The following is a 26,361-nucleotide window of genomic DNA, read 5'->3' as shown; positions in this document are numbered from 1 at the left end:
AATCATGATAATTAAAAATGCAAAAATTTATGCAGATTCTTTACAAGATATAGAGGTTAAAGAAGGAAAAATTACCAATATTGGTTCTAATTTACAAGGCGAAGAAATTTTAGATGCTAAAGGTATGACTTTACTTCCATCTTTTGTGGATTTGTGTGTGAGTTTAAAAAACGATAAATTTTCTTTAGCTAATTTAGAGCTTTTGGAAAATGAGTGTCTAAAAGGAGGAATTTCTAGTATAGTTTTGCGTGATTGCATGGATTTTGATGAAGAAAGTTTTGCTTTATTTTTACAAAATTTAGCTCAAAGAAAGATGCAAATTTTTTCAAGTGTGCGGGTTAAGGATACAAACGGCAAGCTTAAAAATTTAGCCACTCTTTTAAATAAAGGTGCTTGTGCTCTAGAACTTGACAGCTCTTTAGATGCAAATACTTTAAAAGTAAGTTCACAATATGCTTTTATGAAAGACTCTCCAATTTTTGTGCGTTGTTATGATAAGGATTTTGATGATAATGGAGTGATGAATGATTGTGAAATGAGTTTTGAGCTAGGGCTTATAGGTATGAGTAAAATCGCTGAAACTAGCCAGATGGCTAAAATGAAAGAATTGGCTAAATTTTATAAAAATAAGGTCATTTTTGATCTTTTAAGTTTGAAAGATTCTTTAGTATTATTAGATGAAAAAGATTTAAAACTTGTAAGTATTCATCATCTTATCAAAGATGATAGTGCTTGTGAAGATTTTAATACGGCTGCGAAACTTATGCCACCTTTAAGAAGCAAAGAAGATGTTTTGGCTTTAAGAGAGGCTTTAAAAGAAGGAAAGATTAGCTTTTTAACTTCCCTACATAGTGCAAAATCAATTTCTTTAAAAGATTTAGCTTTTGATGAAGCGGCCTTTGGAATCCATAGCGTATGCGAATTTATAAGTCTTTGCTATACTTTTTTAATCAAAGAAGGATTTTTAAGCTGGCAAGAGCTTTGTCAATTTACAAGTAAAAACCCTAGTGAATTTTTAGGTTTAAATAGTGGAGTTATAGAAGTTGGCAAAGAAGCTAATCTAGTTCTTTTTGATGAGAATGAAGAAATTTTTGCTCCAAAAAGTTCTCTTTATTCTGAGGATAAACTTTTTGGAAAGATTAAGATGCATATAATTAAAGGAAAAAATATTTTAGAAAAATAAGCTTTACTTAAATTCCTAAAGATAGTTTAAATCCTAAAAATACAAGTGCTGCCATAATACCAGCAGCTGGTAAAGTGATAATCCAAGCCAATCCTATAGGCTTCATCATAATCCAATTTGCGTTTTTATTATACACTCCTATACCCAATATAGCACCTATGAGTATATGGGTGGAGCTAACAGGAATTCCAAATTGTGTAGCTAAGAGTATAACTATGCTTGCACCAAGTTCTGCAGAAAATCCAGTAGTAGGGCGTATGGTTGCAAGTTTTGAACCCACTGTAGTAATCACTTCTTTACCTAAAAACCAAAGTCCTACAACTAGAGCAACTCCAAACATAGCTAAAGCAGCAAAAGGTACAGGAGAAGTCGCGTTAATTGTGCCGTTTTTTAAGACATCTAAAATCGCTGCAAAAGGACCTATAGCATTGGCTATATCATTGGCTCCGTGTGAAAATGCAAAACTAGAGGCTGTAAATATTTGAAACCATGAGAAAATTCTATCAGTAGTTTTATTAAGTTCTGTTTTTTTAACGATTTTGACTATAGCAAATGTTACAACATAACTTATAGTTCCTATAATTCCGATAATCCAAAAGTTTTGTAAAATATCCAAAGTGCTAACATTATTTAAACCTTTAAATAAAAACATTGCCGAAATGATAGCAGCAGCAATACAAGCAATGATTGGCATATGAGTTTTTAAAATAGAGTAAATATCTATATCTTTTTCTTGATCCTTAAATTCCTTCATTTTATTTCTATAGAAATTATTTTCTTGTTCTTCCTCATCTAAAGCTATAGCGGAAAGCTCTTTGATTTGTTCTTCTTGGGGTTTTGTTTTTAAATTTAAAAAATATTCTTCTTTGAATTTTTTTCTTTCTTTTTTGATATTTTTCAAATCATCATTTAGTTTTTCTGATGGTTTTAAAATTTTCTTATCAATATATGAATAAATAATATAAGCTACAATACCCCCTAAAAGAGGCGAGGCTACCCAAGAAATAGCTATTCTTAAAATTTCACTCCATTTAACCATAGAGAGTGTTTGGATCCCATCAAATTTTAAAAGCCCCATCATAATGCTAGCACCTACAATTCCACCAACTATACTGTGTGTGGTTGATACAGGTAAGCCTTTCTTGGTTGCAATAAAAATCCAAACCCCAGAGCTTAAAAGTGCAGCAAGCATAATGATAACAAAAAGCATAGGATCTAAAGAATTTGGAAAAATAACAATACCGCTGCGTATGGTCTTAGTAACTTCTGCACCTGCGAAGATTGCCCCGCTTAGCTCAAAAACAGCTGCTATAATTAAAGCTTGTTTAATGGTTACTGTTTTTGCGCCAACGCTTGTTCCAAAAGAATTGGCTACATCATTTCCACCTATATTAAATGCCATAAAAATACCAAATATAGAAGCAAGAATAAAAAGAATCAGTTGATGTTGCGAAATATAACCAAATCCCCAAATAACAAATGCGATAGTACTGATAATAAAAATAACAAAAGCTATGAGGTTGTCTTTTTGCATTAATAACCCTTTTTTATTTTAATTATACACTTATTTACTTTAAATTTGCTAATTTTATTTTTTAGTCTTTGTGGAATTTTATTTATATTATTTTTTTATAATAAATACTCAAACAAGAAATAATAAGGAATATAAGAATAATGAGGGGTATTTTTTATATAATAGCATTGTTTTCTTTACTCAATGCCGATGAACTTACAGAGGCTTTAGCAAAAAATAATAATCAAAATTCTTGGGAGCACTTTGATTATAAAAATACCAAAGAAGCTCCAAAAATTCAAGAAGAGAATGTGGATTTTAAAAGCACTTTTGATAGCTTACTTTCAAAAACTTTAGAAAATAATAATGGTATAGATAAAACAGATGGGAATTTAGATTTTCAAAATGAAAACGCACAGGTTAAAAATTTAAGTTCTCTTTATGAGGGGGAGAATAATTCTTTGCTTTTTCAAAAAGAACTTTTTGTGGCTCAAGATAATTATAATTACTCATGGGGTTTAATCAATCGTTATGAAAAAGATGATTTTTTATTTGGAGTTAATGGTTTTATTGATAAACAAAAGGAACAAAAAGATACTAAAAGCTTTGGTACAGAGTTTGGTTATAGTAAATTTATAAAGGCTTATAGTAATTATTATATACCCAATGAAGCAGAAAAAAATTTACAGCTTGGAATGAGTTTTGTAATTCCAACTTATACCGCTTTTGCTTTTGATATAAGTAAGGATAATGATAAAACTAATTATCAAGTATCTTACTCTCCTTATAGTGTATTTAGTTTAAGTTTATTGCGTCGTGATTATAGTGCAAGAGAGACTATTGATGATACCGTTGTTCAAGTTGGATTTAGTTTTAATTTTAATGAAAGTTTTTTAAAACAATTTAGGAAAAAAGATAATACTTTAGAGGAGGTTAATCGATATGATTTCCTCCAAAGAACCCATTAGTTCATTCCAGCATTATGGAATTTTTCCGGATTATCCATAGCATAGCGGAATTTTTCCCAATCAATTTGTTTATCCCAGATGGCAACGATTAAGGCTGCTACTGAATTTCCACAAAGATTTCCAACCGCTCTCATTTCAGACATAAATTTATCAACACCTAAAAGAACACCTATAGCAGCTACTGGTAGAACTTGTGCTAAGGTTGCATTTGCTTCAGAAATTTCCATATTTCCTAGAGCTGCAAGCGTACTTCCAAGCACTATAAAACCTGATCCAGTTACACCTACTGCACCTTTTGAGGCTATCATTAATACTATTAAAATACTGATTTCGTGTGCTAAACTTAAATTTACATTGAAAGCTTGTGCTAGAAAGATTAAGCTCATAGCTAGATAAATATTTGTACAATCAAGATTAAAACTATATCCCGTTGGTAAAACAAGTCCGACTGTTGCTTTAGAAAGTCCTGCTTTTTCTAGTTTTCTCATTAAAGGAGCAAGTGCAGACTCGCTTGAACTGGTTGCAAAAACGATCAATACTTCTCTTGAGATAAATCTCATAAATTTGAAGATATTTACTTTTGCAAAATAACAAATCAGACCTAAGATTCCAAATATAAAAACAAGACATGAAATCAGCATTACTAAAAGTAAATATGCCAAGTTGATCAAAGAGCCAATTCCATATTGAGCTATGAGTACAGCCATTGCTGAAAAGGCGGCAATAGGACTAAAATACATAATGATTTGTAAAATTTTAAAAACAAAATTTTGCACCACTTCAAAAACTCTTTGAATTGCCTGTTTGTCTTCTATTCTCATTAAAGAAATAATCAAAGCAGTAATTATAGCAATAACTAAAACTTGTATGGTTTTTCCTTCTGTAAAAGGCGTGATAATATCAGTAGGCATAGCATCTTTTAAAATATGCATAATCTCAGAGCTCGCACTTACTTCTGTGGTTTGAGAAATGTATTTTTGAACGCTTTTTGTATCAAGTTGACTTGGATCAAGATTCATTCCATGGCCTGGTTGCATAACATTTGCCATAAAAATACCTATAGCAAGTGCTAAAGTACTTACAACTTCAAAGTAAATAACCGCTTTAGCACCAATGCTACCTACTTTTTTTAAACTTTCAAGACTAATGATGCCCAAAACCAAAGTAACAAAAATAATAGGGCCTATAAGAACCTTTAAAGCACCTATAAAATAATCAACTCCTGGTTTGCTAGCAATGGCTAATTCTTTATCTGTATAGCCAAGTACAATACCTGCAATAATGCCTATAATCACCCAAAATCCAAGACTTTTGATAATACGTTTATATAAAGGCGGTTTTCTTTCAGCTAAAGTTTGACTTAAAGTTTCCAAGTTTATTCACTCCTTTTGATCTTTGTAAAATATAATTTTAACAATGCGTATTGTAAATTTTAACAAAAAAACAAATCTAGAAATACTTTCTTTTATTATGATATGACAATTTTTTATATATATGTTACAAAATTTCTCATTATTTGCATATTATGAATTTTAAAATATGTTTTGAAAATTTTATAATTTTGCAATTCAGTTTGCTTTTTGTTGTTTGTTATTGGTAATAATTCTATTTTTGATTTATTTGTTTTATTGGGATGTTTTAAATTATGAAAGAAATAGTTTTGTCTGAAAATGCTTTAATTACTTCTAAAACAGATCTTAAGGGGAATATCATTTATGCCAATAATGACTTTTTAAAATACGCAGGTTATAAAGTTGATGAACTTTTGTATAAATCTCATAATATAGTAAGACATGAAGATATGCCACGCACTGTATTTAAATGTCTTTGGGATTATATTCAAAAAGGAGATGAAATTTTTGCATTTGTGAAAAATAAAGCCAAAGATGGTAATTTTTACTGGGTTTTTGCAAATGTAAGTGCTTCATTTGATGCTAATGGAGATATCATCAATTATTATTCTGTTCGTCGTGCACCCAATAGAAAATCTCTTTCTATAATTGAAGAAGTTTATAAAATTTTACTTGAAAAAGAGCAAAAATCAGGCATTAATGCTGGAGTTTCAGCTTTAATGGATATTGTAAGTTCTTATAAAATGACTTATAATGAACTTATTTTTAACTTACAAGAAAATAATTAAATAAGATATATTTAATCTTTTTTATTGTATAATTTTCACCTAGAAATTAAAGTAATATATTATTAAAGTATTGTTTTGATTTATGATTTCAAAAAATTTTCAATAAAAAGGGGTAAATTTATGGTGAAAAATGGATTATTATTAACTATTTTTCTAAGTGTTATCGGTGTTTTAGGTGTCTTTTATTCATATTTTGTTGGAGCGATAATTTTTGTTTTAATCGCTGTTTTAATGATTTATTTGCTTAGACAACACAAAGATGAGCAAATAATGATAGATAAACTTTTGATTCTTTGTAGAGAGTTAAAAGAAGGAAATTTCGACAATAGAATCATCTATGTAAAAACAAAAAGCAAAAAATTAGCCGAAATAGCAGATAATCTTAACAATACTATTGATGGGCTAGAAGCTTACTTAAGGGAAATTAATACTTCTATTTCATGTTCTCAAAAAGGTGAATTTTATCGCAAGGCTTTGCCTGAAGGTTTAAAAGGAATTTTTGCTCATAATATCGAATTTATAAATAAAGCTTTAGCAAACATAGAAGTGACAGCAAGATCTACTTTTAAAAATGCTTTATCAAGAACTTTAATGGATTTAAGCCTTGGAAATCAAAATAAAGATATGTCTCAAATTTCTAACTCGTTAAATCAAGATATTAGTATGATGAAAAATGTATATGGTACAGTTGATGCCATTACTCATACAGCTACAGAAAATGGCTCAGAAGTGGATTCTTTACAAAGTGCTATGGGCACTTTAATGGATGTTGTAAATTCAAGCAAGGAAACAGTGCAAACTTTTGTGGCTAATTCCCAAAATATTACTTCAGTGGTTGAAGTTATACGCGATATAGCTGATCAAACCAATCTTCTAGCTTTAAATGCCGCCATTGAAGCTGCGCGTGCAGGAGAGCATGGTAGAGGCTTTGCGGTTGTGGCTGATGAAGTTAGAAAGTTAGCAGAAAGAACTCAAAGATCTACAAGCGAAATTTCTATTGCAATTCAGACTATGCAACAAGATTTTGTAAATATCCAAAGTGGCAGTGAGCAAGTTTTTAACATTGTTAGTGAATCTGAAGAAAGAATTAATAAATTTTCTCAAGCTTTTAAACGTCTAGAAGAAAATAGTAGTGCTCTTGGTGTTAATTTTGGATCCTTTGCAAAGAGATTGATTTTATCTGTAGTTAAAATCGATCATATTCTTTATAAATCAAATATATATTTAAATTTAAATGGGGCTCAAAATTTCAATCTTGAAAGTGTAGATCCAATTTCTAATCTTTGTCAAGATGAGAGAGCTCAAGGTGTTATTAATGAGCTTAGTTCTGAAACTGAGTTAAATTTAGCTAAAGAATTTATAAAAGATAACGCTAAAAAAGCAATAGAAGAATCAAGTCAAGATTATATCGATCAAAAAGCTTATGATGCGATTGTAAATGATATTAAATCACTAGAGCAAAGAAGTGCTGAAATCTTAGCAAAATTAAAAATATAAATTAAGAGGGTGGGAAAATGTCAAGAGAAATTTTTTTACAAGAAGATAGTTTAATTACTTCTAAAACAGATTTAAAAGGTAAAATAGTTTATGCAAATGATGATTTTTTAAAATATGCAGGTTATACCATGGGTGAAGTTTTAAATAAACCTCATAACATAGTAAGACATAAAGAGATGCCAAAAACTGTTTTTAAATATTTATGGGATTATATGAAAGAAGGCAAAGAAATTTTTGCTTATGTAAAAAATAAAACCAAAGATAACAATTACTATTGGGTTTTTGCAAATGTAACCCCATCAATAGACATTAATAACAATATCATAGGTTATTATTCTGTTCGTCGTATGCCAAATAAAAGTGCTATTTCCACAATAGAAAGCCTTTATAGTGATCTTTTAAGAGTAGAACAGCAACAAGGCTTAAACAAGGGTGTTGAGATGCTTGAAAATTTCTGTAAAGATGCAGATAAAACTTATAATGAGTTAATTTTCTCTCTTCAAGAAGCTAAATGAATTTTTGTTAGACTTAAAACGAGTTTGTTTTAAGTCTAAATATTATATAATCCTTCTTTTTAAAATTCACATTTCTCAAGGCAAAATATGTTTGATATCATTGTTATAGGCGGTGGACATGCAGGTGTTGAAGCAAGTGCTGCTGCTGCTAGAATGGGTAAAAAAACCTTACTTTTAACTACATTGATTGAACAAATAGGAGCAGCAAGCTGTAATCCAGCTATAGGTGGGCTTGCTAAAGGGCATTTGGTAAAAGAACTTGATGCCATGGGTGGTCTTATGGGTGAAATCACCGATGAAGCAGGGATACAATTTCGCATTTTAAATGAGAGTAAGGGTGTAGCCGTTCAAGGAAGTAGGGCACAAATTGATATGGATAAATACCGTATCATTGCACGTAATAAACTTTTAAAACTTCCAAATTTAGAAATTTCTCAAGAACAAGCGAGTGTTTTAATCATAGAAAATGATGAAGTTAAAGGCGTAAAAACAAATTTAGAAAATACATATTTTGCCAAAAAAGTGATCCTAACAACAGGAACTTTTTTAAATGGACTTATTCATGTAGGTGAAAATAAACTTCAAGCAGGAAGGGTAGGGGAGCTTGCTTCGGTAAATTTAGGAAATTATCTACAGACTTTGGGTTTAAAAATGGGGCGTTTAAAAACAGGAACTTGCCCAAGAGTGGATGCAAAAAGCATTGATTTTAGCGTGCTTGAAATTCAAAATGGTGATGTAAATCCTAAAGCTTTTAGCTTTCGTTCAAAAAATTTTAATCCTACTCAACTTCCTTGTTATATCGCACGCACTAATACAACTACACATGAGATTATTAAGAATAATTTTTATCGTGCTCCACTTTTTACAGGACAAATTGAAGGTGTAGGGCCAAGGTATTGTCCTTCTATAGAAGATAAAATCAATCGTTTTAGCGACAAAGAAAGTCATCATCTTTTTATAGAACCTCAAACTATCGATGCGACGGAGTATTATATCAACGGTTTTTCTACTTCTTTGCCTTATGAGGTACAAATTCAAATGCTGCGTTCTGTAAAGGGTTTTGAAGATGCTAAAATAACCCGTTTTGGTTATGCTATAGAATATGATTATATAGAGCCAACTGAACTTAAGCATACTTTAGAACTTAAAAACATTAAAAATCTTTATTGTGCAGGACAGATTAATGGAACTACAGGTTATGAAGAGGCTGCAGCACAAGGCTTTATGGCAGGAATCAATGCAAGTTTAAGCATAGATATGAAAGAGCCTTTGATTTTAAGGCGTGATGAAGCTTATATAGGAGTTTTAATCGATGATTTGGTAGTAAAAGGCACAAAAGAACCTTATAGAATGTTTACTTCAAGAGCGGAATTTAGACTGCTTTTAAGGGAAGAAAATGCTATACTTAGACTTGGAAAATATGGCTATGATTTAGGGCTTTTAAGCGAGCAAGATTTTACTTATATACAAAATATCGCAAACAATCTTCAAAAAGGACTTGAATTTTTACTTTCTAAAGAATTTACGCCTAATAACCAAAATAATGCTTTTTTAGAGAGTTTAGGAGAAGATAAAATTTCTTCTATAGTCAATCTTCAAAAAATTGTTGCAAGAGCAAGTTTTGATATAGAAAAATTAAAAAAACTTGACCCTATATTTGAAACCATGGATAATTATTCTTTAAGAGAAATTTTAAATGAGGCAAAGTATTATCATTATATCAGTATGCAAAAAGCTCAAGTAGAAAAAATGAAAAATCTTAGTGAGCTTAAAATTCCTGAAAATTTTGATTTTAAAAGTGTAAGCGGTTTGAGTAATGAGGTTGTAGAAAAACTTAATCATCATAAACCTCCAACCATTTTTGCTGCAAGTCAAATCAGTGGAATTACTCCTGCAGCGTTAGATATTTTACAAATTTATATCAAAATGCAAAAGAAAAAAGCTTAAATGCTTGCTTTTTTTATTTTTTTATCTACTTTAGTTTTACTTTTTTGGCGTCCATGGAATTTACCTATTTGGGTATTTTCTAGTTTGGGGGCTTTTTTTGTTTTTATTTTTCAATTGATAGATTTTAAAGATGCTTATTTTGTTTTTTCTTTGGTTTGGGATAGTTCTTTAACTTTAGTTGGGTTGATTATCCTTTCTTTTAGCTTGGAAGCTTTAGGATTTTTTTATTTTATTGCGAGTAAAATTTTGCATTTTTCTAGAGAGAAAAATCAAGAAAAAATTTATATCAGCACAAAAAAATTGATGTTATTTTTGTTGATTTTTGTCTTTTTTCTTTCTGCATTTTTTGCTAACGATGGAGCGATTTTAATCATTACACCTATTATTATAGCTTTATTTTCAACTCTTAAAGATTGTAAAAATCATGCTTTTATTTTAAGTTCTTTTTTACTTAGCCTTTCTTTTTTATGTGATGCAAGTTCAAACGCTTTGGTTATTTCAAATTTAACCAATATCATTACAGCAAATTATTTTAAGATAGAATTTTTAGAATTTGCTAAAAATATGTTTTTGCCAAATTTTTTTGTTTTGCTTTCTACTATAGTTATGGTTTTTATGTTTTATGTGAGAGTTTTGCCTAAAAGGCTTGAATTTAAATTAGTCAAAAAAGAGCAAATTTCATTGAAATTGTTTTTTCTTTGCATAGTATTTTTACTTCTTTTTGTGATCAGTTTTTTTATAGGTGAAATTTTTGATATTAAAATAAGTTTTTTTGCTTTGCTTTGGGCGGGAATTTTTTGGCTTATTGTTTTAAAAATTCAAGGTAAAAAAAGTGTTAAAATTCTTTTTGAAGCACCTTATGGAGTTTTGCTTTTTAGTTTTGGGCTTTATATGGTGGTTTTTGCTTTACATAAAATAGGTGTGAGTGAAATTTTGGTTAAAAGCTATGCTTTTTTGATGCAAGATAAGAGTGGAATTTTTAGTGTGGCTTTGATTTCAGCTTTTGGATCTTCTGTGTTTAATAATTTGCCTATGGTTTTAATCGGAGATTTGGCATTAAAAGAATATTTTGAGAATTTTTCTTTTGATTCTTTGATGATTTATGCACATCTTTTGGGGGTAAATATAGGCCCAAAACTTACACCAATAGGTTCTTTGGCAACTTTGCTTTGGCTTGGAGTTTTAGCTAGAAAAGGCATTAATATTTCTTTTTGGCAATATTGTAAATTTGGCTTTTTGATAACTTTACCCGTGCTTGTTTTTTCTCTTTTTGCTCTTATTGTCTAAATATCAAAACTTGTTAAACAAAGAAAAAATTTATTTTAATTTCGATAAACTTTTAACTTGGTTAAAAAATAAAATCGAAAGGACAAGTTATGGCTACATCTGAGAGTAGACGAAGCTTTATGGGCTTTGCATTTGGAAGCGTAGCTGCTGTAGGCGGTGTTTTCTCGCTTGTTGCGATGAAAAAAACTTGGGATCCGCTTCCAAGTGTCAAAGCTGCAGGTTTTACTACAGTAGATTTATCAGGAATGCAAGATGGAGAGCTTAGAACTATAGAATGGCGTAAAAAGCCTATTTTTATATTAAAAAAAGATGCGAGTATGCCAAAAGATGAAAAACGTGATGTTGTGGTAGATAACGCAGCTTATACTGTGGTTATAGGACTTTGTACGCATTTGGGTTGTATACCTGCTTACCAACCAAGTGAGCAATTGTTTAAATGTGCCTGTCATGGTGGAGAATTTGACACAAGTGGAAAAAATGTCTTTGGACCTCCTCCAAAGCCTCTTGAAATTCCTCCTTTTAAGATCGATGGAACCAAACTTGTTTTAGGCGAAGAGGGTCCTGAATATAAAAAAATGATAGCGGAGGCTTAAGATGGCACAAATTAGAAAAGCTAATGGTCTTGTAGATTGGCTTGATCAAAGACTTGCAGTACATAAACTACTTGATGTTTTAATGGTAAAGTATTGGATACCAAAGCAAATTAACTTTCTTTGGGCAATGGGGGTTATTTTAACCACTCTTTTTGCAGTGCTTTTTGTTACAGGACTTTTACTCGTAATGTATTATAAACCAGATACTGCACTTGCTTTTGATAGTGTGAATAAGACTATTATGCAAGAGGTGGATTATGGATGGCTTTGGCGTCACATGCATGGTGTTGCTGCTTCTGTTGTATTTTTGATTATATACATACATATGCTAACAGGAATTTATTACGGTTCTTATAAGAAAGGTCGTGAGATGATTTGGGTTAGCGGTATGCTTTTGTTTGTTGTATTTTCTGCTGAAGCTTTTAGTGGGTATATGCTTCCTTGGGGACAAATGAGTTATTGGGCAGCCCAAGTAATCACTAATCTTTTTGGAGGGATACCATTTATTGGCCCTGAGCTTGTGATTTGGATTCGTGGAGATTATGCGGTTTCTGATCCAACTTTAACAAGATTTTTTATGCTTCATGTGTGCTTGCTTCCTATAGTTATCATTGCTATTATAGCATTTCACTTCTATTCTTTAAGAATTCCTCATGTTAATAATGAAATTTCTGAAGAACTTGACTTTGATTTAGAGGCTGAAAAATACATGGCAGGTGACACAAAGGGTTCTAAAGTGATTCCTTTTTGGCCAGGATTTTTATCAAAAGATTTTATGTATATAAGCTTTTTTATGATTTTCTTCTTTTATTTGGTCTGTTTTAAATTTGAATTTGCAATGGATCCAATTAATTTTGATCCAGCTAATGCGCTTAAAACACCAGCTCATATTTATCCTGAGTGGTATTTCTTATGGAGCTATGAAGTTTTAAGAGGATTTTTCTTTGATATTGCAGGTATTAAAGCTTTTGATATAGGTTTGGCTGCATTTGGTATTGCTCAAGTGATTTTCTTCTTGCTTCCTTGGCTTGATAGAAGTGATGTTGTAAAACCAGCTCATGAAAGACCTTTATTTTTCATTTGGTTTTGGATATTGCTTATTGATTTAATTGTTTTAACAGTTTATGGAAAATTACCTCCAACAGGTGTAAATGCTTGGGTAGGATTTTATGCTTCTATAGTATTTTTACTTTTACTTATTGTAGTTTTACCGGTTATTACTATTATGGAGAGAAAAGGAGCTAAACAATGAGAGAAATAAAAATATTTTTAGTTGTAGTAGTTTTTACTGCACTTGTATATTGGGGGGTAGAGCCTTATGCTCATTCAGTGATGAAACCTCATGTTGCTCCTGCAAATTTTGATTTTGCTGTTGAAGATACTACTTTTGCAAAAGGTATAGTTGAAGCTAAAGAATTAGCTCTAAAAGATGCACAAGCTTCAGGAGATGCTAAAAGAATAGAGAGTGCAAACAAAGAACTTGAAAAAGCAAAAGAAGAATTAAGCAAGGTTGAAACACTTTGGGCAGATGTTGCAAAGATCGATTTTGCTAAGGGTGATGCAAAAAAAGGTAAAGAATTTTTTGAAAATAACTGTTTTGCATGTCATGGTGTAAAAGAAGATGGAATAGCAGCTAATATTACTGATTCTTCTATGGGAGTAATACCACCTGATCTTAGTGCAGCTGGTACTATTTTTGATGAAAAATTTTTAGCAGCTTTGATTATGCATCCTGCGCTTGCTTTAAAAGTAGATCATAAATTTGGTGATGCTTTTATTATGACAGCTTACAATAAAGATACTTCAGGAGAAAGTGAAGAAGCTACAAATGCAAATATAGCCAATGTAATTGCTTATCTTAAAGATGTGAGTGTTAAATTTGAAGCCAATGAAGATGCTACTATTAAGAAAGATGTTGAGGCAAAATATGCTAAAATGGAAAATAGTGCTCAAAAAGCAGCTTTAATGGAAAAAGATATAAAATTTGCTAAAGATAAAGCAACTTTTATTGAGGCTTGCGGACGTTGTCATGATATGAAATACGATAGCTTTTTTACTCCATCAAATCAAAATGATTTAAAAACTTATTTAGGTTCTGTTCCGCCTGATCTTTCTATGATGATAAGATCTCGTGGTGAGCAATATTTACATGATTTTATTAATAATACTCAAAAACTTCTTCCAGGAACCGCTATGCCAAGAGTAGGTTTAACAGAAGCTGCACAGGCTAAGGTTGTATCTTATATTGATCAAGTGGGTGATAGCAAAAAAGAAGAAAGAAAAACTACAGGAATTTATGTAATGATATTCTTTGTAATTTTAAGTATTTTTGCTATAGGTTGGAAGCGTTCTGTTTGGTCTAAATTACATTAATATTATAAAATTTTTGCCACTATTTTATATCTGTGGCAAAAATTCTATCTTTTCTTCGATTTTATTAAATTTTAAACCTAATTAATATATACTATCAAATAATAATTTTTATTAATTGGAGTATGTCATGCTTGAAAAACAAATGATTAAATTTATTCTTTCAAAATGGAATTATGGAAATTTTAGAATCGTATTTTGGGATCAAGAAGAATTTCATGTGGGTAGTCAGCCTGCTAAATTTTCTTTAATTTTCAAAGAAAAAATTCCTTTTTTGGAGTTATTTGGTGATACAAGTTTGGTTTTTGCAAGACATTATATGCAGGCAAAACTTGACATAGAGGGCGATTATGATGAAATGGCTAGGGTGTTATACTATTTTTCTAATCAGCAATTTTTTAAAACCAAAAAAGATGTATTGAGTAAAATAACTCAAAAGCAAGAAAGTAAAAATATCAAAAGTCATTATGATATAGGTAATGATTTTTATAAGCTTTGGCTTGATGATACTATGAGCTATTCTTGCGCTTATTTTAAAGAGCCTAATAATACTCTTTATGAAGCTCAAATTAACAAAATAGAACATACTCTTAAAAAACTTGATTTAAAAGAAGGAGAAAAGCTTTTAGATATAGGTTGTGGCTGGGGTTGGCTTTCTATTGTGGCGGCTCAAAAGTATGGAGTTAAGGTTGTTGGAACTACTATTTCAGAGGAGCAGTGTAAAAAAGCTAAGGAAAGAGTAAAAGAACTTGGTCTTGAAGATAAAATAGAAATAAGACTTCAAAATTATCAAGATTTAGAATTTGAAAATTATTTTGATAAAGTTGTTTCTGTGGGTATGTTTGAACATGTAGGTAAAGAGAATTTAGGACTTTATTTCATGAAAGTAAAACAAGTGTTAAAACCTGGAGGTTCTATGCTTTTACATTCTATTTTAGCCATGTTTGAAGGAAAAACAAATGCTTGGATAGATAAATATATTTTTCCAGGAGGATATTTACCTTCTTTAAGAGAGGTTGTAAGTGCTATGAGCGAGTGGGATTTTCATCTTCTTTTAGCAGAAAGTTTAAGAATGCACTATGCGAAAACTTTAGATTTATGGGATGAAAATTTTAACAAAGTATTAGACAAGGTAAGGGAAAAATATGATGAAGAATTTATAAGAATGTGGGATTTGTACCTTCGTTCTTGTGCCTCTGCTTTTCGTGTTGGAAGCGTGGATTTGTTCCAATTTTTAATCACAAAAGAAATCAATAATAATCTAAGCCTTACCAAGGACTACATATATAAGTAAAAACTAAACTTAAATTTGATAAAATATTAGCTTCATTTCACACACATCAATCCTTTTTAGCTTGTGTAAATTAAGGGATGTGGAGGAATAAAGCTAAATTTATAAGGAGAAACTCATGGTTAGTATGAGAGATTTATTAGAATGCGGTGTGCATTTTGGACACCAAACAAGACGCTGGAATCCAAAGATGAAAAAATTCATTTTTGGCGAGAGAAAAGGTATTTATGTAATTGATTTGCAAAAAACTTTAAGATATTTTAGATATACCTATAATATCGTTCGTGACGCTGCCGCTGAAGGAAAAACTATACTTTTTGTTGGAACAAAAAAACAAGCAGGTGGAGCGATTAAAGAATACGCTGAAAAATGCGGTATGCCTTATGTAAATCATAGATGGCTTGGCGGTATGATGACAAATTTTGGTACCATTCGCCAATCAATTAGAAAATTAGAAGTAATTGAAAAAATGGAAGAAGATGGAAGTATTAAACTTTTAACTAAAAAAGAGGCTTTAATGCTTACAAGAAAAAAAGAAAAATTATTAGCTTATTTAGGTGGAATTCGTTATATGAAAACTCAACCTGATATGATCTTTGTTATTGACACAGTAAAAGAAAAAATAGCTGTTCAAGAAGCAAATAGATTAAGAATTCCTGTTGTAGCTCCACTAGATACAAACTGCGATCCTGATTTGGTAACTTATCCTATTCCAGGAAATGATGATGCAATTCGTTCAGTGCAACTTTTCTGCCAAGAAATGGCTGAAGCGATTAATGAAGGAAAAGCTTTAAGAGAACAAGATGGTGAAGCTTTGGCAAATGAAGAAAAAGAAATCACCGATGAAGAGAAAAAAGAAGTTTTAGATGAAGCGATGAGCGAAGAAGACTTCGGTGAGGAGCAAGAATAATGGCTGAAATTACTGCTGCAATGGTAAAAGAACTCCGCGAAAGTACAGGCGCGGGGATGATGGATTGTAAAAATGCTTTGAGTGAAACTAATGGAGATTTTGATAAAGCAGTACAACTTTTAAGAGAAAAAGGTTTAGGTAAGGCTGCTAAAAAAGCAGATAGACTTGCTGCAGAAGGTTTGGTAAGTGTAAAAGTAAGTGATGATTTTACAAGTGCAACTGTAAGTGAGATTAATTCCGAAACAGATTTTGTGGCAAAAAATGATCAGTTTATCGCTTTAACAAAAGATACTACAGCTCATATTCAAAGCAATAGCTTGCAAAGTGTGGAAGAACTTCATTCAAGCACAATCAATGGCGTAAAATTTGAAGAATATTTAAAAAGTCAAATTGCAACTATAGGAGAAAACTTAGTTGTAAGAAGATTTGCAACTTTAAAAGCAGGTGCTAACGGCGTTGTAAATGGTTATATTCATACAAATGGCCGTGTTGGTGTTGTGATCGCTGCAGCTTGTGATAGTGCTGAAGTAGCTTCAAAATCAAGAGATTTATTAAGACAAATTTGTATGCATATTGCAGCAATGAGACCAAGTTATTTAAGTTATGAAGATTTGGATATGACTTTTGTTGAAAATGAATACAAAGCCTTGGTCGCTGAACTTGAAAAAGAAAATGAAGAAAGACGCAGACTTAAAGATCCAAATAAACCTGAACATAAAATTCCTCAATTTGCAAGTCGCAAACAATTAAGCGATGCAATTTTAAAAGAAGCTGAAGAAAAAATCAAAGAAGAACTTAAAGCTCAAGGTAAACCTGAAAAAATTTGGGACAATATTATCCCGGGCAAAATGAATAGTTTTATAGCTGATAATTCTCAACTCGATAGCAAACTTACTTTAATGGGTCAGTTTTATGTAATGGATGATAAAAAAACTGTAGAACAAGTGATCTCTGAAAAAGAAAAAGAATTTGGCGGAAAAATTAAAATTGTTGAATTTATTTGCTTTGAAGTTGGCGAAGGTTTAGAAAAGAAAACTGAAGATTTTGCGGCTGAAGTTGCTGCACAACTTTAAAAACGGTTAAAAATGGAACTCTTAAGAGCGGAAAATTTAAGCCATAGTTTTGATTATCCGCTTTTTGAGGGTTTAAATCTTACTTTAAATACCAAAGATTGCATTGCTATTCAAGGGAGCAGCGGTTGTGGTAAATCTACTCTTTTGCACATACTTTCTTCTTTATTGATTCCAAAAAAAGGTGAAGTTTTTTTTAAAGGTTCTAGTCTTTATCAGATAGATGAAAACGAAAGATTAAAAATTCGCCGTTATGATTTTGGTATTATTTTTCAGACACATTATCTTTTTAAAGGTTTTTCAGCTTTAGAAAATATCGAACTTGCTAGTGTTTTATCAGGTCAAGATTTAGATGAGAAAATTTTAAAAAGGTTAGGTATTGATACGCTTTTACATCAAAAAATAGGAAAGCTTAGCGGCGGACAACAACAGCGTGTGAGTATCGCGCGTGTGCTTTGTAAAAAACCAAAGATTATTTTTGCTGATGAAGCAACTGGAAATTTGGATTTTGATAATGCTAAAAATGTTATCGAGCTTTTAATTTCCTATGTTAAAGAAAATGATGCAGCTTTATTTTTTGTAACTCACGATAGCAAGCTCGCAAGTTTTTGTGATAAAACTTATACTATAAACGCCAATGGAATTTGTTAATTATTTAGGTGATAAAAATGTTGTAACTTTTATGTTGCTTCTTGCTAGAATGGGTGGTCTTATAGTTTTTTTTCCTTTTTTTTCACATAATTCTATTCCTATGGTGATAAAAAGTACTATAGTTTTATTTTTGACTATGTATTTATATCCTTTGGCTAGATTAGAATCTTTGCATTTAGATAGTTTTTTTGTTTTACAGCTTATTAGTGAAGTGATTTTTGGAATGATAGCAGGATTAATGCTTCAAATTATTTTTGCTATTATTATGATGGCAGGTGAGCAGATTGCTTTTACTATGGGATTTACTATGGCAAGTATATTAGATCCAAGTTCTGGAACGAGTATGCCTATCACATCTCAAATTTTAAATTTACTTGCTTTGATGTTTTTTCTTGCTTTTGATGGCCATCATTTAATGCTTTTGTTTTTAAGTCATTCTTTGGGTTATATTAGTTTAGGTGGATTTTATCCGCATGAGAATTTAATGCATTATTTAAATATGGGTATGTTTAATATTTTCATCATAGGTTTTACTATGAGCTTTCCTATACTTGGAATTTCACTTTTAGCCGATGTTATTTTTGGACTTTTGATGAAAACAATGCCACAATTTAATCTTTTAGTTATTGGCTATCCTATAAAGATAGCTCTAGGTTTTGTAGTTTTGATTGCTATTTTACTAGTTATGATGCAATATTTTAAAAATTTAATTTTAGAACTTTTTACTCATATGCAAACTCTTTTTTTCTTCTAAGGAAAGGATAAATGAAATTATCGTAAAATAGCGATTATTTTTTAAGGATTAAAGTGATGAAAATTTTACTTTTAAATGAAAACCCTGTAGTTTCAAGACTTGTAAGCCTTAGTGCTAAAAAAATGTCTTATGATTTTGAAGAACTTAATGCTTATAGTGAAAATTTGGGTAATTATGATGTGATTGTTGTAGATAGTGATACTCCAGCACCTTTAAAAATTCTTAAAGAAAAATGCGATAGATTGATTTTTTTAGCCCCGCGAAATCAAAATGTAGAAGATATAGATGCGCAAATTTTACAAAAACCTTTTTTACCTACAGATTTTTTAAATTTACTTAATAATAAAGATGCGAACAAGCATACATCTATTGATTTGCCAATGTTAAGCAATGATGAAAATCCTTATGCTGATATAAGCTTGGATTTAGATAATTTAAATTTAGATGATTTGCCTGATGAAAATTCTTTAGATATAAATTCAGAGGGAATGGAAGATTTGAGTTTTGATGATGATGCTCAAGATGATAATGCAAACAAAACTTTAGAAACTCAAAATTTAGAACATGAAACAATTAAAGAACAGACTCAAGAAGACACTCAAATTGATTTAGATTTAACTTTAGAAGATGGTGAAAGCGAAAAAGAAGACTTAAGCCAAGAACATACAGCTTTGGATACTGAGCCTAGTTTAGATGAGCTAGATGATAAAAATGATGAAGATTTAGAAATCAAAGAAGATGATAAAAATAAAGAAATAGAAAAGCAAGAAGAGCTTAGCGAATCTCAAGATGATAATGCAAACAAAACTTTAGAAACTCAAAATTTAGAACATGAAAATTTAGAACAAGAAACAACTAAAGAACAGACTCAAGAAGACATTCAAACTGATTTAGATTTAACTTTAGAAGATGGTGAAAGCGAAAAAGAAGACTTAAGCCAAGAACATACAGCTTTGGATACTGAGCCTAGTTTAGATGAGCTAGATGATAAAAATGATGAAGATTTAGGAGATAACAAAGAATTACAAGCTAATATAAGCGACTTTGATGATCTTCCTGTGGTTGAAGAGCAAGAAAAAGAAATGGATTTTGATGATCTTCCTGAGGATGCTGAATTTTTAGGTCAAGCAAAAGATAATGAAGAATCAGAGGAAGTTTTAGAGGAGTTTGCTCCTGTTGTGGAAGAAGATGTTCAAGATGAAATAGATGATTTTGCTTCAAATTTGAGTACTCAAGATCAAATCAAAGAAGAACTAGCTCAACTTGATGAGCTTGATTATGGTATTGATAGTGAAAATAGTAGCAAGGTTTTAGAAGATTTTAAAGATGAACCAATTCTAGACGATAAAGAATTAGGAACAAATGAAGAGGAAGTGGTTGTGCCAAATTTAAATATAAGTGATTTTGATGCATTGAAAGAAAGTGATATACAAGAAGCTCTTGGAGAGGAAATCTTAGAAAAAAATGAAGAGCCTATAGCAAGTGATGCAACTAAAGATGATAATAGCGAAGAGATAGTTAATGAGCTTAGCCAAAGCATAGCAGGAGCGATCACTTCAAGTATTAAAGATGATACCTTAAAAGCTGCTCTTAAGGGTATGAATATGAATATAAATATAAACATTAGTTTTAAAGAGGATTGAAATTGCAAGGTTTTGTTTTGTTGATTTCAGGTCCTAGTGGTGCTGGAAAATCAACTCTTTTAAAAAAACTTTTTGATGAATTTGAAGATGAGCTTTATTTTTCTATTTCTTCAACAACTCGCAAACCAAGAGAGGGTGAAAAAAATGGAATACATTATCATTTTATATCCCATGAAGAATTTCAAAAAGGTATAGATAGTGATCATTTTCTAGAATGGGCTAGAGTGCATGAAAATTTTTATGGTACTTCTTTAAAGCACACTCAAAATGCTTTAGATAATGGAAAAATAGTTGTTTTTGATATTGATGTGCAAGGATTTAAAATAGCCAGAAAAAAAATGGCTGATAAGATTGTTTCTGTTTTTATTACTACAAAAAATAAAGATGAGCTAAAAAAAAGACTTATTAAGCGAAATACTGATACAATAATACAACTAGAAAAAAGATTACAAAACGCTAGTGATGAAATGAAAGAGCTTAGTGAGTATGATTATCTTATCATTAACAATGAGTTAAAGCAAAGTTATGAAGCATTGCGAGCGATTTTAATCGCCCATAAATTTAGAACCAAAGGGCAGAATCTAGGGCAAATTCAAAATATTTGGAATGAAGGAGAATAAAATGGGTGGTTGGTCAAGTCCAAGTCATTGGTTGATTATTTTATTGATTGTTGTATTGCTTTTTGGAGCAAAAAAAATTCCAGAACTTGCAAAGGGTTTAGGTAAAGGTATTAAAACTTTTAAAGATGAAATGAATAATGATGATGAAGTAGCAAAAAATACTCAAAAAATAGAAGAAAATAAAAACACAACTAATAATACAAATACTGATGCAAGTATAGACGAAACAAAAAAAGCTTAAGGTTTAGTCTTTTGAAAAGTATTATTTTTAATGAAATTAAAAAGATTTTAGAGTGTGATTTTGCACTTGAAAATCCAAAGGATAAAAATTTAGCACATTTTGCTACCCCTTTGGCTTTTTCACTGGCTAAGGAGTTAAAAAAATCTCCTATGTTGATCGCTAGTGACTTAGCGAGCAAATTTCAAAATCATGATTGTTTTGAATCAGTTGAAGCTGTAAATGGGTATTTAAATTTTAGAATTTCCAAAACTTTTTTAAATGAACTTGCAAATCAGGCTTTAACAAATCCAAATGATTTTGCTAAAGGAGAAAAAAAACAAGAAAGTTTTTTGCTTGAATATGTGAGTGCAAATCCTACTGGGCCTTTACACATAGGACATGCAAGAGGTGCTGTTTTTGGAGACACCTTAACAAGACTTGCAAGACATTTGGGTTATAAATTCGATACAGAATACTATGTTAATGATGCGGGTAATCAAATTTATTTACTAGGGCTTTCTATTTTACTAAGTGTGAAAGAAAATACACTTCATGAAAATGTTGAATATCCAGAGCAATATTACAAAGGCGAGTATATAGCGGATTTGGCAAAAGAAGCTTTTGAAAAATTTGGTAAAGAATTTTTTAGCGAAGAAAATATCCCTAGTTTGGCTGATTGGGCAAAAGATAAAATGCTTGTTTTGATTAAACAAAATTTAGAACAAGCAAAGATTAAAATTGACAGCTATGTAAGCGAAAGATCGTATTATGATGCTTTAAATGCAACTTTAGAATCTTTAAAAGAGCATAAAGGAATTTACGAGCAAGAAGGTAAAATTTGGCTTGCTTCTTCGCAAAAAGGCGATGAAAAAGATAGGGTAATTATCCGTGAAGATGGACGCGGGACTTATTTGGCAGCAGATATTGTTTATCATAAAGATAAAATGAGTCGTGGTTATGGAAAGTGTATTAATATTTGGGGAGCAGATCATCATGGTTATATCCCTAGAATGAAAGCTGCGATGGAGTTTTTGGGATTTGACTCTAATAATCTTGAGATTATTTTAGCACAAATGGTTTCCTTGCTTAAAGATGGAGAGCCTTATAAAATGAGCAAAAGAGCAGGAAATTTTATCTTGATGAGCGATGTAGTTGATGAGATAGGAAGTGATGCTTTGCGTTATATCTTTTTGAGTAAAAAATGCGATACTCATTTGGAATTTGATATTAGTGATTTGCAAAAAGAAGATAGCTCTAATCCTGTATACTATATCAACTATGCACACGCTAGAATTCATCAAGTGTTTGCTAAAGCTGGTAAAAAAATCGATGATGTAATGAAAGCTGATTTGCAAAGTTTAAATCAAGATGGCGTAAATTTGCTTTTTGAAGCTTTGAATTTAAAGGCTATTTTAAACGATGCTTTTGAGGCTAGAGCTTTGCAAAAAATTCCTGATTATCTTAAAAATTTAGCTGCAAATTTTCATAAATTCTACAATGAAAATAAAGTTGTAGGCTCTGCAAATGAAAATGATTTGCTTAAATTATTTTCTTTGGTTGCTCTTGGTATTAAAACCGCATTTTCTTTAATGGGTATTGAAGCAAAAAACAAAATGGAACATTAAAACCGCATTTTGCTGTTTTAATAGTTTAGTAAAAATACTGCTATTATCACGATAATGATACCTAAAATTCCTATTTTGTTTAATTTTTCTTTATATAAAATCCATCCACCAAGACAAGTTCCTATAATGCCTATAGCACCCCAAGTTGAGTAAGCTATGCTTAAAGGAACATATTTTAAAGAAAAAGAAAGCAGAAAAAAAGCAAGTATAGCATTGATAATCGCAGCCAAGCCCCAAATTTTATGCTTAAAACCATCTGATTTTTTTAGCAATAAATTTGCTACGATATCTAACAATGCCGATAGAACAATGATAAAAATATACATTATTCTTTAACCTCGCCTATGTTAATCATGATAATTCCAACGATAGAAAGAACAATGCCTAGAATTTGAGTTAAGGTTAAACTCTCTTTAAAAACTATAAAAGAAACTAAAAGTATAAGAATAATCCCTAAAAGTTCCCATACAGCATAGGCTATGCCTACTTGAATTTTTTTAATCGCCTTGCCCATAAAAAAATAAGAAAAAGCTATAAATAAAGCCATAAATATATAGCCTAAAATTTGATTTTCCATTTTTAAAAAACTAGTACCTAAAACTTCAAATACAATAGCAGCAATCAAGAAAAACCAAGCAATAAAAAGTTCTTTTTTTGCGATATTCAAAAAGTTTCTCCCCAAAAATAAATGGTAAAATCATACCATTTAAAGCTTTAATTAGCCTTTTTAGTTTATACTTTTAAGTTTAAAAATCTTTAAAGAAAGTGAGAATTTATGGGACGAGCGTTTGAATACCGAAGAGCTTCTAAAGAGGCTAGATGGGATAAAATGAGTAAGCTTTTTCCTAAGCTTGCTAAAGCCATACAAGTAGCTGCTAAAGAAGGTGGCACTGATCCTGATATGAATCCAAAATTAAGAAGTGCTATAGCTACAGCAAAAGCAAATAATATGCCAAAAGATAATATAGATGCGGCTATTAAGCGTGCGAGTGGAAAGGATAGCGCAGATATTAAAAACATTCATTATGAAGGAAAAGCTGCACATGGAGCTTTGGTTATAGTTGAATGTATGAGCGATAACCCTACACGCACCGTGGCTAATGTAAAAGCTATTTTTAGCAAAAATGGTGGAGAAGTTTTACAAAATGGATCTTTAGGCTTTATGTTTACTAGAAAAGCGGTTTTTCATCTTGAAAAATTTGCAGGAGATTTAGAAGAATTAGAACTTGATTTGATTGATGCAGGGCTTGAAGAATTAGAACAAAATGAAGAAGAGTTAGTAATTAGCGGTGATTATACTGCCTTTGGTGAGCTAAGTTCTGCTATAGAAGCTAAGGGTTTAGTTCTTAAAAAAGCAGGACTTGAGTATATACCAAACAATCCTGTAAGCTTTAGCGAAGAACAGCTTAGCGATATAGAAAAACTTTTAGATAAGTTAGAAGATGATGATGATGTTCAAGCTGTTTATACAAATATAGATTAAGGAGAAATAATGATAAAAACAATCGACACAAGCAAAGTAAACGAATATAAATTTGCTCTTATAGAAACTGAAAAAGGTACAATGAAACTAAAACTTTTTGGCGATGAGGCTCCACAAACGGTTTGTAATTTTGCTACTTTAGCTAATGAAGGATTTTATAAAGATTTAAATTTCCATCGTGTGATCCCAAATTTTATCATACAAGGGGGTTGTCCACACGGCAATGGTATAGGTGGGCCTGGATATGAAATCATTTGCGAATGTGGTGATCAAGAACATAAACATGAGCGTGGAACCTTATCTATGGCACACGCAGGACGCGATACGGGTGGTTCTCAATTTTTTATTTGTCACAGCCCTCAAGCTCATTTAGATGGAGTTCATACTGTTTTTGGGCAAATTGATCCAAAAGATGAAGAAAGTTTAGAAGTTTTAGACTCCATACGCCAAGGAGATAAAATTTTAGACATAAAAATTTGCGATAAAATTTAAAAATTTAAAATTTTAAAACTTTTTTGAAACTACAATATTTACAAAGCTAGTCATAAGTTTGACTAGCTAAAAATGATTAATATATAATTTTTTTTTAAACTTTTTTTTCTATAATCACAATTTTAATTTACTAAATGTAACAAAATTACAAGGAGTTATGATTATGAAAACTAAGTTTTCACTTATTTTAAGTGCTTGTCTTCTTTCATCTTCACTTTTTGCTAAAAATACAGATGATGAGATAACCAAGCTTCAAAAACAGCTTGCGCAAATTCAAGCTGAACTTGCACAAATCAGAAAAGAAAGGGAAGCTCAAGCTAAGCAAAATGAAGCTGTAAAAGCTGAACTTGCTGATCTTAATGATAGAGCCGATGAAACAGAATTTCAAGCTGCTTTGAGCAAGGTTAAATTTGGACTTGAGTTTTCAACAGCGGTTTCAAATACAAACTATAAAGTTAGCGGACAAGATTATAGCGCTAATAACAAATGGATGAATGAGCTTCATTTAAATATGAATGCTGATATTAATGATAAAACCAAATTCTATGGTCGTTTATCTATGGCTAAAAACTGGTCTCAAATGGGTTGGAGTGGAAGCCCTTATGACTTAGATGCAGGAAGAAACACAAGATCAAGCGGACCTGTGCTTTATGTAGATAGAGCTTATCTTGACTACTATATCACACCTGAGTGGATTGCAACCATAGGAAGACAGCCAGGAACCGATGGCCCAGGAAGCAACCTTAGAAACAATGCTTTAAGACAATCAACTTATCCAGCCTTAGCAATCAACGCTCTAGGTGATGCAGCAGTGATCACTTATAAGCCTGAAAGTTTGCAAGATCATAAGGTAGCTATCCGTGCAGCTTATGGTAAAACTTATCAATGGGATGAAGAAGGCAAGGTAAGAGACTGGATGAGCGATCAAAAAGATGCTGATGCAAATCTTTACTATGCTGCAGTAGAAGGAGAACTTCCTATAGAAGGCATGGGAGATAATCTTATTATCTTCAATGTGGCTCATATGACTGATTTTGCATTGCCTATTCCAGGATCGATATTATTGGATGATGATGAAGTTGTTAATTTAGGTAATCTTACTTTAGCTAATATTCATTTTGAAAATTACAAAGCTTTTGGAACAAATTTTAATTGGTTCGCATCTTTGGGATATTCTAATGGAAGCAATAATGAGATAAATCCATTATTAAGTGCAGCTCTTCAAGGTAAAGGTTATGGTAATGGTAAGTTCAATGAAAAAGATGGCTATGCTGTGCATGTAGGCGGACGCTATGATTTTACCAAGGCTTTAAAAGTAGGGTATGAGTTCTTCTGGGGAAGTAGATACTGGTATACTATGAGCCGTCCAAGTATCAACGATCCGCTTAATATAAGAATGACAAGAGGAACGGCACATGATTTTTATGTGATTTATCAACTCGATAGATATCAATTCTTACGCTTAAGTTATACTAATATCCAAAATATTTGGGGTAATCGTGGCTTACCATTTGGTGGAGCGAAAAAAGATAAAGCAAGAGCTGATAATATCATGTTAATGTATAATGTAAAATTCTAAGGAGCAAAAG

At 31.1% G+C, this 26,361-nt stretch carries 26 protein-coding genes; 22 read left to right on the top strand and 4 right to left on the bottom strand.

Going from position 1 to position 26,361, the window contains the following annotated elements:
• Positions 1-4 precede the first annotated feature (4 nt).
• Positions 5-1,183: a metal-dependent hydrolase gene (locus AT682_RS06315; protein ID WP_002882219.1), complete on the top strand. Its 1,179-nt coding sequence runs from the start codon at positions 5-7 to the stop codon at positions 1,181-1,183.
• A 7-nt stretch (positions 1,184-1,190) separates the two neighbouring features.
• Here the strand turns inward: AT682_RS06315 and AT682_RS06310 are convergent, their stop codons facing one another.
• The gene (locus AT682_RS06310; protein WP_002882220.1) at positions 1,191-2,717 is read right to left on the bottom strand and encodes an inorganic phosphate transporter; all 1,527 of its coding nucleotides are present in this window, start codon (positions 2,715-2,717) and stop codon (positions 1,191-1,193) included.
• A 140-nt stretch (positions 2,718-2,857) separates the two neighbouring features.
• Between AT682_RS06310 and AT682_RS06305 the strand changes: the two genes are divergently transcribed.
• Positions 2,858-3,664 carry an inverse autotransporter beta domain-containing protein gene (locus tag AT682_RS06305; RefSeq protein ID WP_002882221.1) on the top strand — a complete coding sequence of 269 codons (807 nt, stop codon included), beginning with the start codon at positions 2,858-2,860 and terminating at the stop codon, positions 3,662-3,664.
• Here the strand turns inward: AT682_RS06305 and dctA are convergent.
• Positions 3,661-5,037 (bottom strand): cation:dicarboxylate symporter family transporter, encoded by a 1,377-nt coding sequence (gene dctA, locus AT682_RS06300; protein WP_002882222.1) that lies wholly within the window; start codon positions 5,035-5,037, stop codon positions 3,661-3,663. The two genes, AT682_RS06305 and dctA, sit on opposite strands and share 4 nt — an antisense overlap.
• Positions 5,038-5,309: 272 nt before the next feature.
• On the opposite strand from dctA, the gene cetC reads away from it, so the two are divergent.
• The 17 genes from cetC (at position 5,310) to argS (ending at position 22,797) form a co-directional block, all read left to right on the top strand.
• Positions 5,310-5,804, top strand: coding sequence for an energy taxis response protein CetC (gene cetC / locus AT682_RS06295; RefSeq protein WP_002790077.1), 495 nt, complete (start codon positions 5,310-5,312; stop codon positions 5,802-5,804).
• A 120-nt stretch (positions 5,805-5,924) separates the two neighbouring features.
• Positions 5,925-7,301: a bipartate energy taxis response protein CetA gene (cetA, locus tag AT682_RS06290; protein ID WP_016818189.1), complete on the top strand. Its 1,377-nt coding sequence runs from the start codon at positions 5,925-5,927 to the stop codon at positions 7,299-7,301.
• Positions 7,302-7,318: 17 nt separating this feature from the next.
• On the top strand, positions 7,319-7,816 hold the full coding sequence (gene cetB / locus AT682_RS06285) for a bipartate energy taxis response protein CetB (RefSeq protein WP_002873924.1): 498 nt from the start codon (positions 7,319-7,321) through the stop codon (positions 7,814-7,816).
• 87 nt (positions 7,817-7,903) lie between these two features.
• A complete protein-coding gene (gene mnmG / locus AT682_RS06280) occupies positions 7,904-9,763 on the top strand; it encodes a tRNA uridine-5-carboxymethylaminomethyl(34) synthesis enzyme MnmG (RefSeq protein WP_002883068.1) in 1,860 nt (619 codons plus the stop codon).
• Positions 9,764-11,050 (top strand): arsenic transporter, encoded by a 1,287-nt coding sequence (gene arsB / locus AT682_RS06275; RefSeq protein ID WP_002883069.1) that lies wholly within the window; start codon positions 9,764-9,766, stop codon positions 11,048-11,050.
• 89 nt (positions 11,051-11,139) lie between these two features.
• On the top strand, positions 11,140-11,643 hold the full coding sequence (petA, locus tag AT682_RS06270) for a ubiquinol-cytochrome c reductase iron-sulfur subunit (RefSeq protein ID WP_002852880.1): 504 nt from the start codon (positions 11,140-11,142) through the stop codon (positions 11,641-11,643).
• A gap of 1 nt (position 11,644) precedes the next feature.
• A complete protein-coding gene (gene petB, locus AT682_RS06265; protein WP_002852758.1) occupies positions 11,645-12,895 on the top strand; it encodes a cytochrome b in 1,251 nt (416 codons plus the stop codon).
• Entirely contained in the window at positions 12,892-14,016 is a 1,125-nt protein-coding gene (gene petC / locus AT682_RS06260) for a cytochrome c1 (protein WP_002883070.1), read from the top strand. Before petB ends, petC begins: the two co-directional genes overlap by 4 nt.
• A 127-nt stretch (positions 14,017-14,143) precedes the next feature.
• A complete protein-coding gene (gene cfa / locus AT682_RS06255) occupies positions 14,144-15,307 on the top strand; it encodes an SAM-dependent methyltransferase (protein ID WP_002883071.1) in 1,164 nt (387 codons plus the stop codon).
• 115 nt (positions 15,308-15,422) lie between these two features.
• Positions 15,423-16,214, top strand: coding sequence for a 30S ribosomal protein S2 (rpsB, locus tag AT682_RS06250; protein WP_002853455.1), 792 nt, complete (start codon positions 15,423-15,425; stop codon positions 16,212-16,214).
• On the top strand, positions 16,214-17,287 hold the full coding sequence (tsf, locus tag AT682_RS06245) for a translation elongation factor Ts (protein WP_002883072.1): 1,074 nt from the start codon (positions 16,214-16,216) through the stop codon (positions 17,285-17,287). The genes rpsB and tsf overlap by 1 nt, the downstream gene beginning before the upstream one ends.
• A gap of 12 nt (positions 17,288-17,299) precedes the next feature.
• Positions 17,300-17,935: an ABC transporter ATP-binding protein gene (locus AT682_RS06240; RefSeq protein ID WP_002852807.1), complete on the top strand. Its 636-nt coding sequence runs from the start codon at positions 17,300-17,302 to the stop codon at positions 17,933-17,935.
• The gene (gene fliR, locus AT682_RS06235) at positions 17,922-18,689 is read left to right on the top strand and encodes a flagellar biosynthetic protein FliR (protein WP_002852712.1); all 768 of its coding nucleotides are present in this window, start codon (positions 17,922-17,924) and stop codon (positions 18,687-18,689) included. Before AT682_RS06240 ends, fliR begins: the two co-directional genes overlap by 14 nt.
• Before the next feature lie 56 nt (positions 18,690-18,745).
• Positions 18,746-20,332, top strand: a complete 1,587-nt coding sequence (locus AT682_RS06230; protein ID WP_016818190.1) for a hypothetical protein — start codon at positions 18,746-18,748, stop codon at positions 20,330-20,332.
• Complete coding sequence (gene gmk, locus AT682_RS06225; protein WP_079263873.1) at positions 20,329-20,952, top strand: guanylate kinase; 624 nt, start codon at positions 20,329-20,331, stop codon at positions 20,950-20,952. The genes AT682_RS06230 and gmk overlap by 4 nt, the downstream gene beginning before the upstream one ends.
• A 1-nt stretch (position 20,953) precedes the next feature.
• Positions 20,954-21,193 (top strand): twin-arginine translocase TatA/TatE family subunit, encoded by a 240-nt coding sequence (gene tatA, locus AT682_RS06220; protein WP_002930696.1) that lies wholly within the window; start codon positions 20,954-20,956, stop codon positions 21,191-21,193.
• An 11-nt stretch (positions 21,194-21,204) separates the two neighbouring features.
• Positions 21,205-22,797, top strand: coding sequence for an arginine--tRNA ligase (gene argS, locus AT682_RS06215; protein ID WP_002930695.1), 1,593 nt, complete (start codon positions 21,205-21,207; stop codon positions 22,795-22,797).
• 17 nt (positions 22,798-22,814) lie between these two features.
• Here the strand turns inward: argS and AT682_RS06210 are convergent, their stop codons facing one another.
• Positions 22,815-23,123, bottom strand: a complete 309-nt coding sequence (locus AT682_RS06210; RefSeq protein WP_002896692.1) for a DMT family transporter — start codon at positions 23,121-23,123, stop codon at positions 22,815-22,817.
• Positions 23,123-23,464, bottom strand: a complete 342-nt coding sequence (locus tag AT682_RS06205; protein WP_002852742.1) for a DMT family transporter — start codon at positions 23,462-23,464, stop codon at positions 23,123-23,125. The genes AT682_RS06210 and AT682_RS06205 overlap by 1 nt, the downstream gene beginning before the upstream one ends.
• 108 nt (positions 23,465-23,572) lie before the next feature.
• Between AT682_RS06205 and AT682_RS06200 the strand changes: the two genes are divergently transcribed.
• The 3 genes from AT682_RS06200 (at position 23,573) to omp50 (ending at position 26,351) form a co-directional block, all read left to right on the top strand.
• The gene (locus AT682_RS06200) at positions 23,573-24,280 is read left to right on the top strand and encodes a YebC/PmpR family DNA-binding transcriptional regulator (RefSeq protein ID WP_002780603.1); all 708 of its coding nucleotides are present in this window, start codon (positions 23,573-23,575) and stop codon (positions 24,278-24,280) included.
• A gap of 9 nt (positions 24,281-24,289) precedes the next feature.
• Positions 24,290-24,772 (top strand): peptidylprolyl isomerase, encoded by a 483-nt coding sequence (ppi, locus tag AT682_RS06195; RefSeq protein ID WP_004306695.1) that lies wholly within the window; start codon positions 24,290-24,292, stop codon positions 24,770-24,772.
• Between the two features lie 163 nt (positions 24,773-24,935).
• A complete protein-coding gene (gene omp50 / locus AT682_RS06190) occupies positions 24,936-26,351 on the top strand; it encodes an outer membrane tyrosine kinase (RefSeq protein WP_004306694.1) in 1,416 nt (471 codons plus the stop codon).
• Positions 26,352-26,361 lie beyond the last annotated feature (10 nt).

This window comes from Campylobacter jejuni (assembly GCF_001457695.1).
Lineage (GTDB): Bacteria > Campylobacterota > Campylobacteria > Campylobacterales > Campylobacteraceae > Campylobacter_D > Campylobacter_D jejuni.
This window is presented reverse-complemented; position numbering and strand designations above follow the sequence as displayed.

What these genes read in the sequence shown, in the direction of transcription:
- arsB (WP_002883069.1), top strand. Translation starts at nt 9,764, where the DNA reads ATGCTTGCTTTTTTTATTTTTTTATCTACTTTAGTTTTACTTTTTTGG.
- AT682_RS06310 (WP_002882220.1), bottom strand. Translation starts at nt 2,717, where the DNA reads ATGCAAAAAGACAACCTCATAGCTTTTGTTATTTTTATTATCAGTACT.
- AT682_RS06210 (WP_002896692.1), bottom strand. Translation starts at nt 23,123, where the DNA reads ATGTATATTTTTATCATTGTTCTATCGGCATTGTTAGATATCGTAGCA.
- fliR (WP_002852712.1), top strand. Translation starts at nt 17,922, where the DNA reads ATGGAATTTGTTAATTATTTAGGTGATAAAAATGTTGTAACTTTTATG.
- AT682_RS06240 (WP_002852807.1), top strand. Translation starts at nt 17,300, where the DNA reads ATGGAACTCTTAAGAGCGGAAAATTTAAGCCATAGTTTTGATTATCCG.
- ppi (WP_004306695.1), top strand. Translation starts at nt 24,290, where the DNA reads ATGATAAAAACAATCGACACAAGCAAAGTAAACGAATATAAATTTGCT.
- cetC (WP_002790077.1), top strand. Translation starts at nt 5,310, where the DNA reads ATGAAAGAAATAGTTTTGTCTGAAAATGCTTTAATTACTTCTAAAACA.
- tsf (WP_002883072.1), top strand. Translation starts at nt 16,214, where the DNA reads ATGGCTGAAATTACTGCTGCAATGGTAAAAGAACTCCGCGAAAGTACA.
- AT682_RS06200 (WP_002780603.1), top strand. Translation starts at nt 23,573, where the DNA reads ATGGGACGAGCGTTTGAATACCGAAGAGCTTCTAAAGAGGCTAGATGG.
- cfa (WP_002883071.1), top strand. Translation starts at nt 14,144, where the DNA reads ATGCTTGAAAAACAAATGATTAAATTTATTCTTTCAAAATGGAATTAT.
- mnmG (WP_002883068.1), top strand. Translation starts at nt 7,904, where the DNA reads ATGTTTGATATCATTGTTATAGGCGGTGGACATGCAGGTGTTGAAGCA.
- AT682_RS06230 (WP_016818190.1), top strand. Translation starts at nt 18,746, where the DNA reads ATGAAAATTTTACTTTTAAATGAAAACCCTGTAGTTTCAAGACTTGTA.
- petA (WP_002852880.1), top strand. Translation starts at nt 11,140, where the DNA reads ATGGCTACATCTGAGAGTAGACGAAGCTTTATGGGCTTTGCATTTGGA.
- petB (WP_002852758.1), top strand. Translation starts at nt 11,645, where the DNA reads ATGGCACAAATTAGAAAAGCTAATGGTCTTGTAGATTGGCTTGATCAA.
- rpsB (WP_002853455.1), top strand. Translation starts at nt 15,423, where the DNA reads ATGGTTAGTATGAGAGATTTATTAGAATGCGGTGTGCATTTTGGACAC.
- petC (WP_002883070.1), top strand. Translation starts at nt 12,892, where the DNA reads ATGAGAGAAATAAAAATATTTTTAGTTGTAGTAGTTTTTACTGCACTT.
- tatA (WP_002930696.1), top strand. Translation starts at nt 20,954, where the DNA reads ATGGGTGGTTGGTCAAGTCCAAGTCATTGGTTGATTATTTTATTGATT.
- cetB (WP_002873924.1), top strand. Translation starts at nt 7,319, where the DNA reads ATGTCAAGAGAAATTTTTTTACAAGAAGATAGTTTAATTACTTCTAAA.
- AT682_RS06305 (WP_002882221.1), top strand. Translation starts at nt 2,858, where the DNA reads ATGAGGGGTATTTTTTATATAATAGCATTGTTTTCTTTACTCAATGCC.
- cetA (WP_016818189.1), top strand. Translation starts at nt 5,925, where the DNA reads ATGGTGAAAAATGGATTATTATTAACTATTTTTCTAAGTGTTATCGGT.
- omp50 (WP_004306694.1), top strand. Translation starts at nt 24,936, where the DNA reads ATGAAAACTAAGTTTTCACTTATTTTAAGTGCTTGTCTTCTTTCATCT.
- AT682_RS06315 (WP_002882219.1), top strand. Translation starts at nt 5, where the DNA reads ATGATAATTAAAAATGCAAAAATTTATGCAGATTCTTTACAAGATATA.